Source organism: Ruegeria sp. HKCCD6647-2, from assembly GCF_057221075.1.
In genome coordinates, this window is sequence record NZ_JBWVBD010000009.1 from 36,984 (window position 1) to 50,191 (window position 13,208).

General features: G+C 59.5%; 17 protein-coding genes. 7 read left to right on the plus strand and 10 right to left on the minus strand.

Annotated elements, in window-relative coordinates; genetic code table 11:
- Positions 1 to 208 precede the first annotated feature (208 nt).
- On the minus strand, positions 209 to 415 hold the full coding sequence (rpsU, locus tag AC2TDJ_RS19270) for a 30S ribosomal protein S21 (protein ID WP_005614280.1): 207 nt from the start codon (positions 413 to 415) through the stop codon (positions 209 to 211).
- Positions 416 to 526: 111 nt separating this feature from the next.
- Here rpsU and AC2TDJ_RS19275 point away from each other — a divergent pair, with 111 nt between their 5' ends.
- Together AC2TDJ_RS19275 and AC2TDJ_RS19280 are read left to right on the plus strand one after the other, a co-directional pair.
- Entirely contained in the window at positions 527 to 1,219 is a 693-nt protein-coding gene (locus AC2TDJ_RS19275; RefSeq protein ID WP_480844313.1) for a COQ9 family protein, read from the plus strand.
- A 65-nt stretch (positions 1,220 to 1,284) separates the two neighbouring features.
- The gene (locus AC2TDJ_RS19280) at positions 1,285 to 2,271 is read left to right on the plus strand and encodes an NAD(P)H-quinone oxidoreductase (RefSeq protein ID WP_480844314.1); all 987 of its coding nucleotides are present in this window, start codon (positions 1,285 to 1,287) and stop codon (positions 2,269 to 2,271) included.
- Between the two features lie 37 nt (positions 2,272 to 2,308).
- Here the strand turns inward: AC2TDJ_RS19280 and AC2TDJ_RS19285 are convergent, their stop codons facing one another.
- Entirely contained in the window at positions 2,309 to 3,166 is an 858-nt protein-coding gene (locus tag AC2TDJ_RS19285) for a DUF2189 domain-containing protein (protein WP_480844354.1), read from the minus strand.
- Positions 3,167 to 3,362: 196 nt separating this feature from the next.
- Between AC2TDJ_RS19285 and AC2TDJ_RS19290 the strand changes: the two genes are divergently transcribed.
- Positions 3,363 to 4,346, plus strand: coding sequence for a quinone oxidoreductase family protein (locus tag AC2TDJ_RS19290; RefSeq protein WP_480844315.1), 984 nt, complete (start codon positions 3,363 to 3,365; stop codon positions 4,344 to 4,346).
- Between the two features lie 43 nt (positions 4,347 to 4,389).
- On the opposite strand, the gene AC2TDJ_RS19295 is transcribed toward AC2TDJ_RS19290, so the two are convergent.
- The 8 genes from AC2TDJ_RS19295 to AC2TDJ_RS19330 form a co-directional block, all read right to left on the minus strand.
- Positions 4,390 to 4,923: an outer membrane protein gene (locus AC2TDJ_RS19295; RefSeq protein WP_480844317.1), complete on the minus strand. Its 534-nt coding sequence runs from the start codon at positions 4,921 to 4,923 to the stop codon at positions 4,390 to 4,392.
- Between the two features lie 263 nt (positions 4,924 to 5,186).
- Positions 5,187 to 5,663 (minus strand): YHS domain-containing (seleno)protein, encoded by a 477-nt coding sequence (locus tag AC2TDJ_RS19300; protein ID WP_480844318.1) that lies wholly within the window; start codon positions 5,661 to 5,663, stop codon positions 5,187 to 5,189.
- A gap of 444 nt (positions 5,664 to 6,107) precedes the next feature.
- Positions 6,108 to 6,713: a glycerol-3-phosphate 1-O-acyltransferase PlsY gene (gene plsY / locus AC2TDJ_RS19305; RefSeq protein WP_480844319.1), complete on the minus strand. Its 606-nt coding sequence runs from the start codon at positions 6,711 to 6,713 to the stop codon at positions 6,108 to 6,110.
- Entirely contained in the window at positions 6,713 to 7,993 is a 1,281-nt protein-coding gene (gene pyrC, locus AC2TDJ_RS19310; RefSeq protein WP_480844320.1) for a dihydroorotase, read from the minus strand. Before pyrC ends, plsY begins: the two co-directional genes overlap by 1 nt.
- Positions 7,990 to 8,376, minus strand: coding sequence for a hypothetical protein (locus AC2TDJ_RS19315; protein ID WP_480844321.1), 387 nt, complete (start codon positions 8,374 to 8,376; stop codon positions 7,990 to 7,992). Before AC2TDJ_RS19315 ends, pyrC begins: the two co-directional genes overlap by 4 nt.
- The gene (locus tag AC2TDJ_RS19320; RefSeq protein ID WP_480844322.1) at positions 8,361 to 8,879 is read right to left on the minus strand and encodes a hypothetical protein; all 519 of its coding nucleotides are present in this window, start codon (positions 8,877 to 8,879) and stop codon (positions 8,361 to 8,363) included. Before AC2TDJ_RS19320 ends, AC2TDJ_RS19315 begins: the two co-directional genes overlap by 16 nt.
- Positions 8,876 to 9,811 (minus strand): aspartate carbamoyltransferase catalytic subunit, encoded by a 936-nt coding sequence (locus AC2TDJ_RS19325; RefSeq protein ID WP_480844323.1) that lies wholly within the window; start codon positions 9,809 to 9,811, stop codon positions 8,876 to 8,878. The genes AC2TDJ_RS19320 and AC2TDJ_RS19325 overlap by 4 nt, the downstream gene beginning before the upstream one ends.
- A 59-nt stretch (positions 9,812 to 9,870) precedes the next feature.
- Complete coding sequence (locus AC2TDJ_RS19330) at positions 9,871 to 10,491, minus strand: scavenger receptor class F, member 2 (RefSeq protein WP_480844324.1); 621 nt, start codon at positions 10,489 to 10,491, stop codon at positions 9,871 to 9,873.
- A 96-nt stretch (positions 10,492 to 10,587) separates the two neighbouring features.
- On the opposite strand from AC2TDJ_RS19330, the gene AC2TDJ_RS19335 reads away from it, so the two are divergent.
- From AC2TDJ_RS19335 to moaB, 4 genes are read left to right on the plus strand one after another with little or no spacing between them, the layout of a single operon-like run.
- Positions 10,588 to 11,355: a uracil-DNA glycosylase gene (locus AC2TDJ_RS19335; RefSeq protein WP_480844325.1), complete on the plus strand. Its 768-nt coding sequence runs from the start codon at positions 10,588 to 10,590 to the stop codon at positions 11,353 to 11,355.
- The gene (locus AC2TDJ_RS19340; protein WP_480844326.1) at positions 11,352 to 11,951 is read left to right on the plus strand and encodes a metallophosphoesterase family protein; all 600 of its coding nucleotides are present in this window, start codon (positions 11,352 to 11,354) and stop codon (positions 11,949 to 11,951) included. Before AC2TDJ_RS19335 ends, AC2TDJ_RS19340 begins: the two co-directional genes overlap by 4 nt.
- A complete protein-coding gene (locus AC2TDJ_RS19345) occupies positions 11,948 to 12,568 on the plus strand; it encodes a LysE family translocator (protein ID WP_480844327.1) in 621 nt (206 codons plus the stop codon). The genes AC2TDJ_RS19340 and AC2TDJ_RS19345 overlap by 4 nt, the downstream gene beginning before the upstream one ends.
- 6 nt (positions 12,569 to 12,574) lie before the next feature.
- Complete coding sequence (gene moaB / locus AC2TDJ_RS19350; RefSeq protein ID WP_480844328.1) at positions 12,575 to 13,117, plus strand: molybdenum cofactor biosynthesis protein B; 543 nt, start codon at positions 12,575 to 12,577, stop codon at positions 13,115 to 13,117.
- Positions 13,118 to 13,208 lie beyond the last annotated feature (91 nt).

The following is a 13,208-nucleotide window of genomic DNA, read 5'->3' on the forward strand; positions in this document are numbered from 1 at the left end:
CGGGCGTATTTCGGCGATGGAGTGCAACCGGGCCGGGATTCGCTGTGCCGTAATATGCCGACCAAGCGGGTTGGTCCCCCATCGGCGGGTTGCCGCGTTGCAAAAAACGGGCAACCGGCAAGTTCTGACTTACCTGAAAACGACAAACCCCCGGGCGGGGCCTCGGGGGTCGTCAAATAGTGTCATCCAAAGCTGGACGAGGAAAGTCTTAGAGCAGACCTTCGCGCTGGGCTTTCTTGCGTGCCAGTTTACGGGCACGGCGGATCGCTTCAGCTTTCTCGCGCGCTTTTTTCTCGGACGGTTTCTCGAAATGTTGCTTCAGCTTCATTTCGCGGAACACGCCTTCGCGCTGCAGCTTTTTCTTCAGGGCACGAAGCGCCTGATCGACATTGTTGTCGCGAACACTAACCTGCATGTGGTTGTCACCACCTTTCTAGATAGAGTTGCAAGGAAATTGCAGGAAGTGGCCGTATAGCAAAGCATGCCTAACTTGTCTAGTACTGGCCCCGAGAACCGGAGAACCGCCATGACCGTGACCTATGAAGAAGCGAAACAGCAATTATTGGATGCCATGCTGGACCATGTGCCGTTCGATGGCTGGTCTGAATCCAGCTTTCGTGAGGCGATTACCGACAGCGGCCTGGACGAAGGGCTGGCGCGCGCCATCTGTCCGCGCGGCGCGGTGGATCTGGCGCTGGCCTTTCACGCGCGCGGCGACGCATTGATGCTGGAACGAATCGAATCCGAGGACCTGAGCGGCCTGAAATTCCGCGACAAGATCGCTGCCGCCGTCCGCTTTCGCCTGCAGGCAGTTCAGGACAAAGAGGCGGTGCGCCGTGGCGTGACGCTGTTTTCGCTGCCGATATATGCGGCCGATGGCGCAAAAGCCGTGTGGGGCACCTGTGACCTTATCTGGAACGCGCTGGGCGACACGTCGGAGGATGTGAACTGGTACACGAAACGGGCCACATTGTCCGGCGTGTATTCCTCGACCCTGTTGTATTGGCTGGGCGACGACAGCACCGATCATCAGGCCACGTGGGAGTTTTTGGACCGGCGCATCGAAGGTGTGATGCAGTTCGAAAAATTCAAGGCGCAGGTGAATGGCAATCCCCTGCTGAAACCATTCCTTGCGGTGCCCAACTGGCTGGCGGGACAGGTGAAGGCACCAAACAGGTCCGGCGCGGGGCTGCCGGGGTCGCTGACGCCCCGAAAGTAGTCGAATAATCGGCTGGGTCTTTGCACGGATGCCTGCTAGCCATTGAAAAAAAAGAGGAGCTGCGGATGAGCCAGACGATGCGTGCCGTTGAAATCACGACGCCCGGTGGACCGGACGTATTGCAGTTGACCGAGCGGCCTGTGCCGGTGCCCGAAAACGGTCAGGTCGTCCTGAAGGTCGCCTATGCCGGTGTGAACCGCCCGGATGCCCTGCAACGAGCCGGTGCGTACGATCCGCCCCCCGGCGCCAGTGATTTGCCGGGGCTTGAGGCGTCGGGTGAAGTGGTGGCTTTGGGCTCCGGGGTCGAGGGCGTGTCGGTCGGCGATAAGGTTTGTGCGTTGCTACCGGGTGGCGGCTATGCCGACTATGTTGCAACGCCGGCTGCGCATTGTCTGCCGGTTCCGGCCGGAATGGGTATGAAAGAAGCCGCGTGCCTGCCGGAAACCTTCTTTACCGTCTGGTCCAATGTCTTCACCCGCGGCGGTCTGAAAGCCGGGGAGAGATTCCTGGTCCACGGCGGCTCCAGCGGCATCGGCACGACTGCGATTCAATTGGCCAATGCCTTTGGCGCACGCGTTTTTGCCACCGCAGGATCGGATGAGAAATGTGCGGCCTGTGTCGAACTTGGCGCGGAAAAAGCCATCAACTATCGTGACGAGGATTTCGTGGCCGCCATGCGGGCCGAGGGTGGGGCGAACCTGATCCTGGACATGGTTGGCGGTGACTATATTCCCCGCAACGTCAAAGCCTTGGCCGAGGATGGGCGTCTGGTTCAGATTGCGTTTTTGCAGGGTCCCGTGACCGAGCTGAACTTCGCGCTGATGATGGTCAAACGGTTGACCCTGACCGGCAGCACGTTGCGACCGCAAAGCGATCTGGCCAAAGCGAAGATTGCGCAGGACCTGCGCGAGGCCGTCTGGCCACTGCTTGAGGCTGGGAAAGTCGCGCCTGTCATGGATAGCGAGTTTGATCTGGCTGACGCCGCTGCCGCCCACGCACGCATGGAAAGCTCAGGCCATATCGGCAAAATTGTCCTTAAAGTAGCCGGTTGAGGCTGGCGCGCGAGCTTGTCTCGCGCGCATTTTTCAGTCAGGCGACAGCCCTGCGATACAGGTGCCAGGTAGCGTGGCCGAGCACCGGCATGACGACGATCAGCCCGAGCAACATCGGAATTGCCCCTATCACCAACAGCGCGGCAACGATGAACCCCCATGTCAATATGACCCCGGGGTTGTGGCGCAGAACGCGCACCGAGGTAACCACTGCCACCGGTAATCCCACTTTTCTGTCCAGAAGCAGGGGAAAGCTGACGACACTGACCGCCAGAGCAACTAGAGCGAACAGGAATCCGATGGCTGTTCCGACGATTATCATTGTCCACCCAGCACCGGTGGTGAAGACGTCAGCGGCAAATGCGCTTAGCGATGCCGGAGGTTCGGGCCCCAGCGTCAGGACATAGACGCCCTGCGCCACCAACAGCCAGACCAGCAGCAACATGACAAGGTAGAACCCGAGCGCCAGTATGGCTCCAAAAGATGGGGACTGGAAAACGCCGAACGCGTCCAGCCAATGCACGGCACCGCCCTGTTCCCGTTTGCGGCTGATTTCATATAGACCTACCGCGGCCACCGGACCTATCAGCGCAAAACCTGCAATCAAGGGCGCCAGCAGGGGAACCATGTCCATGTTCATCCCGATGCCAAACATCAACAACCCCGCAATGGGATAGATCAGCACGATGAAAATTGCGTCAGCGCGTGTTTCGAGGAAGTCGTGATAACCAGCCTGCAGACAGGCACGCAAATCCTGCAGCGTCAGCGTTTGAACCATCGGCAGTTGCTGCGTTTCCGAACTGCCGATGGTCGAAACGCTTTCGACCATATGATCGCTGCTCGCGCCGAGGTGGCGGGCGATCCAGCTGATTGGGTTGCCGATTGTCTTGTCCATCTTCATCCCCTTGCCTGGCGTGGGTGCGTGGCGGGATGCATCCGGTATCCAAGTTGTCGTAACCGGATGATCCGGCAACGCCAGATACAACCTTAGCACATTTTCCTTTATTTGTCTGCTCATTGATGCGTGACCGAGTGGATTGCTCTGTCGTGCAGGCGTGTTAGCTTTGCAACAAACCAGCAGGGAGAGCATCATGCAGCAGACGGCAAGAACTGTAGTCATCCATGAAACCGGCGGTCCCGAGGTCCTGCGGATCGAAGATCGCGAGGTCGGTGATCCGGGTCCCGGCGAGGTGCGTATCCGCCACTATGCCTGTGGGCTGAATTTCATTGATGTCTATCAGCGCAGTGGTTTGTACCCACTGGAACTGCCCCATGCGTTGGGAATGGAAGCTGCGGGAGTGATCGAAGCCGTTGGCGAAGGCGTGACGCACTTGGAGCCCGGACAACGAGCAGCATATGCTGCGGCGCCGGCTGGCGCCTACACTCAGGCGCGCGTGATGCCGGCCGCGCAGGTCTGTCCATTGCCGGAAAGCATTTCCTTCAAGACCGCGGCGGCGATGATGCTAAAGGGAATGACGGTTGAGTACCTGTTCCACCGCACAACCCCGCTGAAGCGCGGCGATACGGTTCTGTTTCACGCTGCAGCCGGGGGTGTCGGGTTGATCGCCTGCCAGTGGGCCAAATCCGAAGGAATCACCCTGATCGGCACGGCCGGAACCGATGAAAAGTGCAGCCGGGCCCATTTCAACGGCGCCGCCCATTGCATCAATTACAGGACCGAGAATTTCGTGGATCGCGTGGCCGAAATCACTGGCGGCAAGGGTGTGGATGCCGTGATGGACTCGGTCGGCGCTGATACGTTTCAGGGCTCGCTCGATTGCCTGAAACCCCTTGGCATGATGATTTCATACGGCAACGCCTCGGGGCCGGTGCCGCCGCTGGATATCGGGGTATTGGCACAGAAGGGCTCTCTGAAGCTGACGCGGCCAACCTTGTTTACCCATATCGCAGACCCGAACGTCTGTCAGGCGATGGCGCGTCGATTGTTCGGTAAGGTGGACGGGCGAGAGGTCAAGATTCACGTCGATCAGATTTTTCTGATGGATCAGGTGGCCGATGCCCACCGCGCGTTGGAGGAGCGTCAGACAACCGGCAGCACGATCCTCGAACCCTGATTGATACGGCCCTGGCATGTTGCACCAGGGCCGTTCAGACTTATCAGAACCGGTATGCTGCGCGGATCTGGAAAGTGGTTGCATCCACATCCACGCCGCTTGAATTGAAATTGTCAAACTCGTGGTACAGAATCTCACCCGCGACACTGATATTCGGCGCCACGATCTGTTCGTAGCCGGCACCGATGAACCAGCCATCGTCACTTCCCAGCGTGTCGGTATCCGCATCGGCGTAGCCTGCCGTACCATACAGCAGGCCCTGGGGATTCACTTTGTACCCGGCCCGGGCCTTCAGGCGCCAGACATTCTCGACCGTGGCTGCGCCGGACAAATCAACATCCGTCCAGTCATAGTCAAACCCACCACCGACGACCCAATCGCCCAGGTCGTAGTCGTAACCCAGAATAATACCACCGATGACACCATCGCCGTCAACGCCGGACAGGCTGGTGTCGATATCGGCATATCCGATTTGCGCGCCGCCATAAAAGCCGGTCCAGTTTCCTGAAGATTGCGCCATTGCCGAACTGGCGGCCAGAGTTGCGACCACGGTGGCCAATGCCAATTTTCCTGCCATTTCTTATTCCTTTCGATCAAATGGTGACCATCGCAGCTCAACCACGACGGCCTTGTACCGAGACATACGTTCTGGCCCTGCGACCAGATCACTGGATTTCCTAATTCCGGCCCGATTTCGCGCAGCCTTCAACGCTGGCGGCGCTGGTCCATTTCAACTGAACGCTTATCTGAAAGTTCAGATATGTCCCGGACGTTGTGTCTTCAAACGACAATCGGCGACGGATACAATCCGCCGCCGACGCGCTGGAATTATTCAGCAGATTATTGCTGCTGCAGTTCCGCAGGGGTCTTGTCAGCAATGGTTTCCCAGTTTGTGCTGGCCTGCTCGATAAAGCCGGGGATATCACCTTCCCAGCGCTTCTGGATGCCTTCGGACAGGTTCAGATACAGCTTGTCGTCAACAATCTTCCAGTAGTTCGGGTCGCCGTCGAACTTGAAGCCCATCGCCGCACCGAAGGCGCAGTAACCGCCATAGGCCGGCAGGTAGGCCTCGGGGTTTTCTTCGAACGCTGCTTTGTTTTCTTCGTTGGCAAAGCGATACATTGCGTCATTGTGGATCGCGGTGATTTGCCAGTCGCCCTTGGTTGGCGCTCCTTCGGTGAAGTAGGCGACCGGGTCGTAGCCCTGCAGCGCCAAACCGGTGGTGGTGGTGTTCAGCTCGACGCCCGCAGCCAGAGTCGAGCTTGCGATGGCAACTGACAGCGCTACGCCACCAATAATGGATTTGATCTTGTTCATGATATTACCTTTCGTGAACAGAGCCGCTGTCAGAGCACCATAATTTTGCTCGGGCGACCCGGATTGATTTCTGTGCCGGCTGTAATTGGCGGTCACAAAACCCGAGTTGGGCAACGGCCCGTTCACGTTCAAAGCAATCAATTGTGAATGTGCGGTCGTGAATATCAGGTGTTCATTTCCGCAGGTCTGGCCGGAAGGCCATGACAAAATCCACAACCTTTTCAACTGGCATTTCGCAGGGCCGCAACAATGATCCGCTATTACGTGTCAGGTACAGATTAAGGCTGATGTAGTCTGTTCCGCCCAATTCATGCGCAACCAGCTTGTGAGACTTTCCGCCTGCCAGTGAGGAACGGGTGGCAACGTACCGTCTGGGGCCGGCATTCCCGGTAAATGTCCCGGTCGGTAGGGCAAAAAACGCATTCAGAAACGGTTCGGTTGCAGTCACGACTTGCCGATTTTCGGCTCGGTTCCGGCTTTGATACGGGCAAGATTCGCGCTGTGCCGCCAATAGACAAGGACGGTCAGGAACAATCCCAGAATGAACGTCGATCCATTCGTCAGGACCATTACCCAGGTCGTCGACAGTGCGGCCGCGGCCAGTGCGCCCACGGACGAGATTCGCCAGATCGCGGCGGCAGCCAGCCAGGTCAGGCAGCAGGCAACGCCGACGCGCCAGTCCAGCGCCAGCCACAGGCCCAGAAAGGTCGCGACCCCTTTGCCACCCTTGAAACCCAGCCAGATAGGAAAGCAGTGACCCAGAAACGCAGTTGCCGCCGCAAACTGGGCGGCGTCTTCCCCGGCAAAGGTGCGCGCAAGCAGAACCGCTGCTGCGCCCTTGGCCCCGTCAAGGATCAACGTCAGTGCTGCCGCACCTTTATTACCGGTGCGCAGGACGTTGGTCGCACCGATATTGCCGGATCCGATTTTGCGCAGATTGCCCAGCCCCATGACGCGCGCAATGATCATGCCGAAGGGGATCGAACCCAAAAGATAACCCAGAACAGCCCATTGAAGCAGTTGGACGACGGTGCTGTCGAGTTGGGGCATCAGGCTCTCCGGTAGACTTCTTTTCCAGCGACATAGGTTGCGGTGACCTTACCCTGCATGCGCTGGCCGTCAAACGGCGTATTCTGGGATTTCGATTTCAGGGTGAAACGGTCCAGAACAAAGGGGACATCGGGATCAAAAAGAACCAGATCGGCGGGCGCACCCGCGGACAGACGACCCGTCTCCAGGCCCAGTCGTTTTGCGGGGTTCAGTGCCATTGCGCGGAACAGTGTCGGCAAATCCAGCTGATCCGCATGATACAGTCGCAAGGCCGCCGGCAACAGCGTCTCAAGCGCAACCGCGCCCGAGGCTGCCTCTTCAAATGGCAGTCGCTTGCTTTCCTCGTCCTGCGGGGTGTGCATCGAACTGATCGTGTCGATCAGACCGCTGCGCACTGCATCGATAACCGCCTGTCGGTCATCCTCGGATCGCAACGGCGGCTTGACCTTGAAGAAAGTGCGATAGTCGGCGACGTCCAGTTCATTCAAGGTCAGATGGTGGATCGAGGTGCCTGCGGTGATGTCCAGCCCATTCCTCTTGGCCCGTTCCAGCGCGGGCAAAGCGCGGGCGGTGGTGATCTGATCGGCGTGATAGGCCGCGCCGGTCATCTCAAGCAGCGCGATGTCGCGGTCCAGCCCCATCCGCTCGGCCATCGGCGATACGGCGGGCAGACCGCGCAGGGCGGCGAATTTTCCACTTGTCGCCGCGGCGCCATTGCTGAGACCCGGGTCCTGAGGATGGGCAATAACCAGCGCACCGCAGGATTTTGCATAGGTCAGAGCGCGGGAATACACCTTGGTATTGGCAACGACATGATCGCAATCCGTGAAGGCTATGGCACCTGCATCTTGCAAGAAACCGATCTCGGTCATCTCACGCCCTTCGCGGCCTTTGGTCAGTGCTGCCATCGGCAACACGTTGACCGGCGCATCGGCTTGCGCGCGGCGTGTCGCAAACTCCAGTGTTTCGGGCGTATCGACCGCCGGAATGGTGTCCGGGCGGGTGACAATCGTGGTCACTCCCCCGGCTGCGGCGGCGAGGCCTGCGGACTTGTAGCTCTCCTTATGACGCTCACCGGGCTCACAAACCTTGACGCCGATATCAACAATACCCGGAGCCAGGCAGTGTCCGGCGCAGTCAATGGTTTGCCCATCACCTGAAGGAGCTTCCCCGTCGCCTTTTCCAACGATCCGACCGCCGGCGACCTGCAACCATCCGATCGAGTCCTCCCTGGCCTCGGGGTCGATCAGTCGGGCGTTGGTGAAAAAAAAGTTGCTCATCTGATCGACCTTTCGATGGCGGCTTTCGTGGCGGCGGGGTCTGCCTGATATTTGATCAGGTGTTTGTCGCCGCCTTTGGTGACGACCTGGACAAAGCTGCCGATGGTGTTGACCGCCTCGATCTGGCTCAAGGCAACCTTTCGTGCGCCGGGACCGGAGAGAGCGGTGTCGGTCATCTGCCATGTGGCGACCAGTTCTTCCGACGCCAGATACCAGGCCCGGATACCGATCGCGGCAAGTCCGGCGGGTGCGCCAGTCCAGACATAGGGGCTTCCAATCAGCCAGAGCACGACCATCGCGCCCGCCATGGCTACCGCAGCAAGCCATGCGTTGGTGCGAACGTAGGCCCCTTTGTCAGGGGCGAAGGTTACAGGATCAGCCACAAGGCGCCTCCGAGAACCAGAAGGATCAAAAGGGCCAGAACAGCCGACCCGACGCGATTTTGTTTGTTTTCCTCAGGAGCGGATTGCGGTGCTGAGAATGGTTTGGCGCTTTCGGTCTCGATCATGCCGCCGGTCCAGTTGGTGGCCTCTTCGGTGTAGAGCCCGATCAGGTGCACCCGACGGTCGGGGATCAGCGTTGCCGCCCGTCCGCCAAACGCGGCGCTGCGCAGGACCATGACCCAGCCTTCGACGGCGTCCAAGGTGGCCCGGTTCAGTTGATCATCTGATACGCCGCAACCTTCGCTCAGGTATCCATAAAGGCCCAGATCTTCGAGGTCGGAGACCGGGAAAACGTCGATCTGCTCGGGGTCCAGCCCGGCGACACCCAGAACCTGGTCGGCGGCACCGGGTTCGCGCAGAAACTTCGCCTCTTCCGGGCGCATGTCCAGTGAAAACAGGCGCAACACGCCGCGTTCATGGGGGGCGACGGTCAGATTACTCATGCGGCATCCCTCAGATTGCGGGCCAACAGTTCCATTGCGGCCATTCGGACCGCAACACCCATTTCAACCTGCTCCTGAATGACCGAGCGGTTGATGTCGTCGGCCAGCGTGCCGTCAATCTCGACCCCCCGGTTCATCGGTCCGGGATGCATGACGATGGCATCGGGCTTGGCCAGCGCCAACTTGGCGGCGTCCAGACCGTAGCGGTGGTAGTATTCGCGTTCCGAGGGGATGAAGCCGCCGTCCATGCGTTCCTTCTGAAGGCGCAACATCATGACGACATCGACGTCTTTCAGGCCCTCGTTCATGTCGTCGTAGATCTCGGCTCCGAACTCGCCAAATTGCGACGGCACTAGCGTTGGCGGGCCGATCAGGCGGATGCGGTTCTCCATCTTGCCGAGCAGGATCAGGTTCGATCGCGCCACCCGGGAATGGGCGACATCCCCGCAAATGGCGATGTTCAACCGGTGCAGACGCCCCTTGGCGCGGCGGATCGTCAGCGCGTCCAACAGAGCCTGTGTCGGGTGCTCGTGCCGCCCGTCGCCCGCGTTCAGCACGGCGCAGTTCACCTTTTGCGCCAGCAGGTCGACCGCGCCGGAATGGGGGTGCCGCACCACCAGCAGATCGGGATGCATCGCGTTCAGCGTCATCGCCGTGTCGATCAGCGTTTCACCCTTTTTGATCGAGCTGGCCTGCATTGCCATGTTCATCACGTCCGCTCCCAGCCGCTTGCCGGCCAGTTCGAAACTGGCCTGCGTGCGGGTCGAGTTTTCGAAGAACATATTGATCTGCGTGAGGCCCGACAGAACGTCTGAATGCTTGGCCGATTGCCGGTTCAGGTCGACGTATTTTTCGGCAAGGTCGAGAATGGCGGTGATATCGGATTGCGACAGATGCTCGATGCCAAGAAGGTGACGATGGGCGAAACGCATGGGCGGGCTCCTGTCTGACAATCGGCCCGCTTATAGAAAGCCGCGCGCGCCTAGGCAACCTAAGGTTCGGTTCCTTCGGGCAGTTTCTCGCATCCGCCTTCGGGCAGGCAGCGCTCGTCGGGTTTGCACCATTTGCCGTAGCCGCAGTCAATCGCTTTGATCGGTACGCAGCCCTGATGTTCCGAGCATTTGAATCCGGGTCGACACTGCGATCCGGTTTCTTCGCACAGAAACCAGCCGGGTCGCGAGCATCCGCCGCCCGGCAGGCAGGACGATCCCGCAGAGCAGGTTCGCCCGTCCTCGCAGGCAGTGGGCAGGCCCGGAGCGGCCGCACCCGGGTTGAATTCAGGGGTGATCCGTTCGCATTCACCGCGCCCGTTGCAGAAACTGCCGCCGGGGCAGTCGAGCCGCGAGGTACATTTGTTTGCTCCTGCGGGCGCACAGCGCGTGCCACCTGCCACGCAGCGCTCGAATGGCCCGCAGGTACGCCCTCCGCCGCAATAAGTGTGGCCCGGCGGGATGCATCTGCCGTCAAAGCTGCATCGCTGACCGGCCGGGCAGCAGTTTCTGCCGCACTTGATCTGACCTGCCCGGCATTGGCCGGTTTTGTCATGGAAATGGGCCGCAACGGGATCGTTGCCTGCAACGGCAAACACCAGTCCGATCAAAAGGATTCGCATAGACAGCAACATGAATGCGGCCATGGTCGGTGCGACCGAGCGACATGGCAAGGTCTATTCGCTTCCCCTCAGCCCTCAGGCGAGTAAATTGATCGTATGGAATCGGGTTTGGACTATCACACTGCGCGGGCCCTGCTGGAATGGCAGGTGGAACTCGGCGTGACTGATGCTGTGGGAGACGCTCCGATTGACCGTTATGCGCTTCCGGATACAGCGCCCAAGGTCAAAAAGCCCGTGGCCGCAGCCGCGACACCGTCCAAACCCAAAAAAGTCGATGCGGCCGAAGTGGCGCTACAGGCCGCAAAATCGGCGAATTCGCTGTCTGAGTTGCGCGATGCGATGGAAGCTTTTGACCTTTGCGAATTGAAACGCGGCGCGCGGCAGTTGGTTTTCGCTGACGGTACTCCGGGCGCGCCGGTGATGATCATTGGCGAGGCACCCGGTCGCGACGAGGACCGTGAAGGAAAACCGTTTGTCGGCCGCGCCGGGCAACTTCTGGACCGAATGCTGGCGGCGATCGATCTGGATCGCAGCCGGAACGTCTATATCACCAATGTCCTGCCTTGGAGGCCGCCGCAAAACCGCGATCCAAAGCCTGAGGAAATCGGGATGATGAAGCCGTTCCTGGAACGGCACGTCGCGCTGGCAAAGCCCGAAATTCTGGTGGTCATGGGAAACATCAGCTGTCAGGCCGTGCTGGGCAAACGAGGCATAACCCGCCTGCGCGGCCAATGGGACCAGGCGTTGAACTTGCCGGTGATTCCAATGTTCCACCCCGCCTATCTGCTGCGCCAACCGCAAATGAAGCGGCAGGCATGGGCGGATCTTCTGGAGCTGAAGGCAAGGATGGAGACCAAGTCATGAAGATATTGGCCTTTTCCGACTTGCATATGGCCCGCAACAGGGCTGCGGATCTGGTTGCCGCCAGTGTCGACGCGGATCTGGTGATCGGAGCTGGGGACTATTGCAACATGCGTCAGGGGCTGGACGAAGCGATGGCAATGCTGTCGGGTATTTCGGCGCCGCTGGTTCTGGTGCCCGGCAATGCCGAAAGTGCCGGCGAATTGACCGATGCGGCGCCCGAAGGGGTGCATGTTCTGCACGGCTCGGGCATGACCGTGGATGGGGTGCGCCTGTTTGGGCTGGGCTACGGAGTGCCCGTAACACCGTTCGGAGACTGGTCCTGCGACCTGACTGAATCAGAGGCTACCGAGATGCTGGATCGCTGCGATACGGCGGACATAATGATCGTGCATTCCCCGCCGAAAGGCTATGGCGATACCACGTCACAGGGCGTGTCTGTGGGGTCTGTCGCGGTCAGGGACGCGATTGAACGGGTTCAACCCGTATTCGCCCTTTGCGGTCATATTCATGACAGTTGGGGTTATCGGGGCGCAATTGGGCGAACACAGGTGGCCAACCTCGGGCCAAGGGTAAACTGGTTCGAGGTCGCGGCATGATCGAAACCGTTACCTTGCTGGCATTTGTGCCGGCCGCGCTGGTTCTGAACCTCACGCCCGGGGCGGATATGATGTTCTGTTTCGGACAGGGGCTGCGGTCCGGATCCGGATCGGCTCTGGCCGCCAGCGTCGGAATATCTGTTGGGTCCATGGTGCATGTCTTGTTGGCCGGGCTTGGGTTGGGCGCTGCGGTGTCCACAATGCCATGGCTTTTCGACGTCATCCGTTGGTTGGGGGTCGCCTACCTGCTTTACCTTGCGTGGGGTGCAATCCGAAACGGGGCGGTATCGGTTGATGGCCCTGCCAAGCCAACTCGATTTGCCTTCCGGGATGGTTTGGTCGTGAACCTGACCAATCCCAAGGTCATTCTGTTCGTTCTGGCCTTCATTCCTCAGTTCGTTGACCCGGCGCAGGGTTCGATCCTGCTGCAGTTCCTGATCTTCGGCGCCATCATCTCACTGGGTGGGTTCGTGGTGAATGGATTCGCCGGTATTTTTGCCGGAGGTGCGGGGCGGGTGCTGATCTCCAACCCCCGGGCATCTCGTATTTTGGGTTGGGTCACAGGCAGTATTTTTGCTGCTCTGGCGATCCGGCTTGCCATCATGGAAAGGGCCTGACGCCTTATGTCGCGAATTGATGAAAGCATGGAGTTCATTCCTGTCCGGATCGCCATTCTGACCGTTTCAGACACGCGATCGATTGAAGACGATCGGTCGGGCCAGACATTGGCGGATCGGATTGAACGGGCCGGGCATGTGCTGATTGATCGCCAGATCATTCGGGATGAACGCACCGAAATTGCTGCTCAGCTACGCCTTTGGGTTGCGGACCCGGAGATAGATGTCGTGATCTCGACCGGCGGCACCGGCCTGACCGGTCGCGACGTCACCGTCGAGGCGCACAGAGACGTATATGAAAAGGAAATCGAGGCTTTCGGTACCGTGTTCACCATTGTTTCCATGGAAAAGATCGGCACCTCGGCCGTACAGTCCCGCGCCACGGGTGGCGTGGCTGGTGGCACGTATCTTTTTGCCCTTCCGGGAAGTCCCGGCGCCTGCAAGGATGCGTGGGATGCCATTCTGGAAAAGCAGTTCGATTACCGCCACCGGCCCTGCAATTTCGTGGAAATAATGCCCCGATTGGACGAAAATCTGCGACGGAAGTAGACTGGTTCAGCGTTTAACGCATCATAACCGCTTTGTGGCTTGGCAATTTTTGCCCTGCGGCTACCATTTGCGTCAGGCAGCATGTGCGACC

What these genes read in the sequence shown, in the direction of transcription:
- rpsU (WP_005614280.1), bottom strand. Translation starts at nt 415, where the DNA reads ATGCAGGTTAGTGTTCGCGACAACAATGTCGATCAGGCGCTTCGTGCC.
- AC2TDJ_RS19275 (WP_480844313.1), top strand. Translation starts at nt 527, where the DNA reads ATGACCGTGACCTATGAAGAAGCGAAACAGCAATTATTGGATGCCATG.
- AC2TDJ_RS19280 (WP_480844314.1), top strand. Translation starts at nt 1,285, where the DNA reads ATGAGCCAGACGATGCGTGCCGTTGAAATCACGACGCCCGGTGGACCG.
- AC2TDJ_RS19285 (WP_480844354.1), bottom strand. Translation starts at nt 3,166, where the DNA reads ATGGACAAGACAATCGGCAACCCAATCAGCTGGATCGCCCGCCACCTC.
- AC2TDJ_RS19290 (WP_480844315.1), top strand. Translation starts at nt 3,363, where the DNA reads ATGCAGCAGACGGCAAGAACTGTAGTCATCCATGAAACCGGCGGTCCC.
- AC2TDJ_RS19295 (WP_480844317.1), bottom strand. Translation starts at nt 4,923, where the DNA reads ATGGCAGGAAAATTGGCATTGGCCACCGTGGTCGCAACTCTGGCCGCC.
- AC2TDJ_RS19300 (WP_480844318.1), bottom strand. Translation starts at nt 5,663, where the DNA reads ATGAACAAGATCAAATCCATTATTGGTGGCGTAGCGCTGTCAGTTGCC.
- plsY (WP_480844319.1), bottom strand. Translation starts at nt 6,713, where the DNA reads ATGCCCCAACTCGACAGCACCGTCGTCCAACTGCTTCAATGGGCTGTT.
- pyrC (WP_480844320.1), bottom strand. Translation starts at nt 7,993, where the DNA reads ATGAGCAACTTTTTTTTCACCAACGCCCGACTGATCGACCCCGAGGCC.
- AC2TDJ_RS19320 (WP_480844322.1), bottom strand. Translation starts at nt 8,879, where the DNA reads ATGAGTAATCTGACCGTCGCCCCCCATGAACGCGGCGTGTTGCGCCTG.
- AC2TDJ_RS19325 (WP_480844323.1), bottom strand. Translation starts at nt 9,811, where the DNA reads ATGCGTTTCGCCCATCGTCACCTTCTTGGCATCGAGCATCTGTCGCAA.
- AC2TDJ_RS19330 (WP_480844324.1), bottom strand. Translation starts at nt 10,491, where the DNA reads ATGCGAATCCTTTTGATCGGACTGGTGTTTGCCGTTGCAGGCAACGAT.
- AC2TDJ_RS19335 (WP_480844325.1), top strand. Translation starts at nt 10,588, where the DNA reads ATGGAATCGGGTTTGGACTATCACACTGCGCGGGCCCTGCTGGAATGG.
- AC2TDJ_RS19340 (WP_480844326.1), top strand. Translation starts at nt 11,352, where the DNA reads ATGAAGATATTGGCCTTTTCCGACTTGCATATGGCCCGCAACAGGGCT.
- AC2TDJ_RS19345 (WP_480844327.1), top strand. Translation starts at nt 11,948, where the DNA reads ATGATCGAAACCGTTACCTTGCTGGCATTTGTGCCGGCCGCGCTGGTT.
- moaB (WP_480844328.1), top strand. Translation starts at nt 12,575, where the DNA reads ATGTCGCGAATTGATGAAAGCATGGAGTTCATTCCTGTCCGGATCGCC.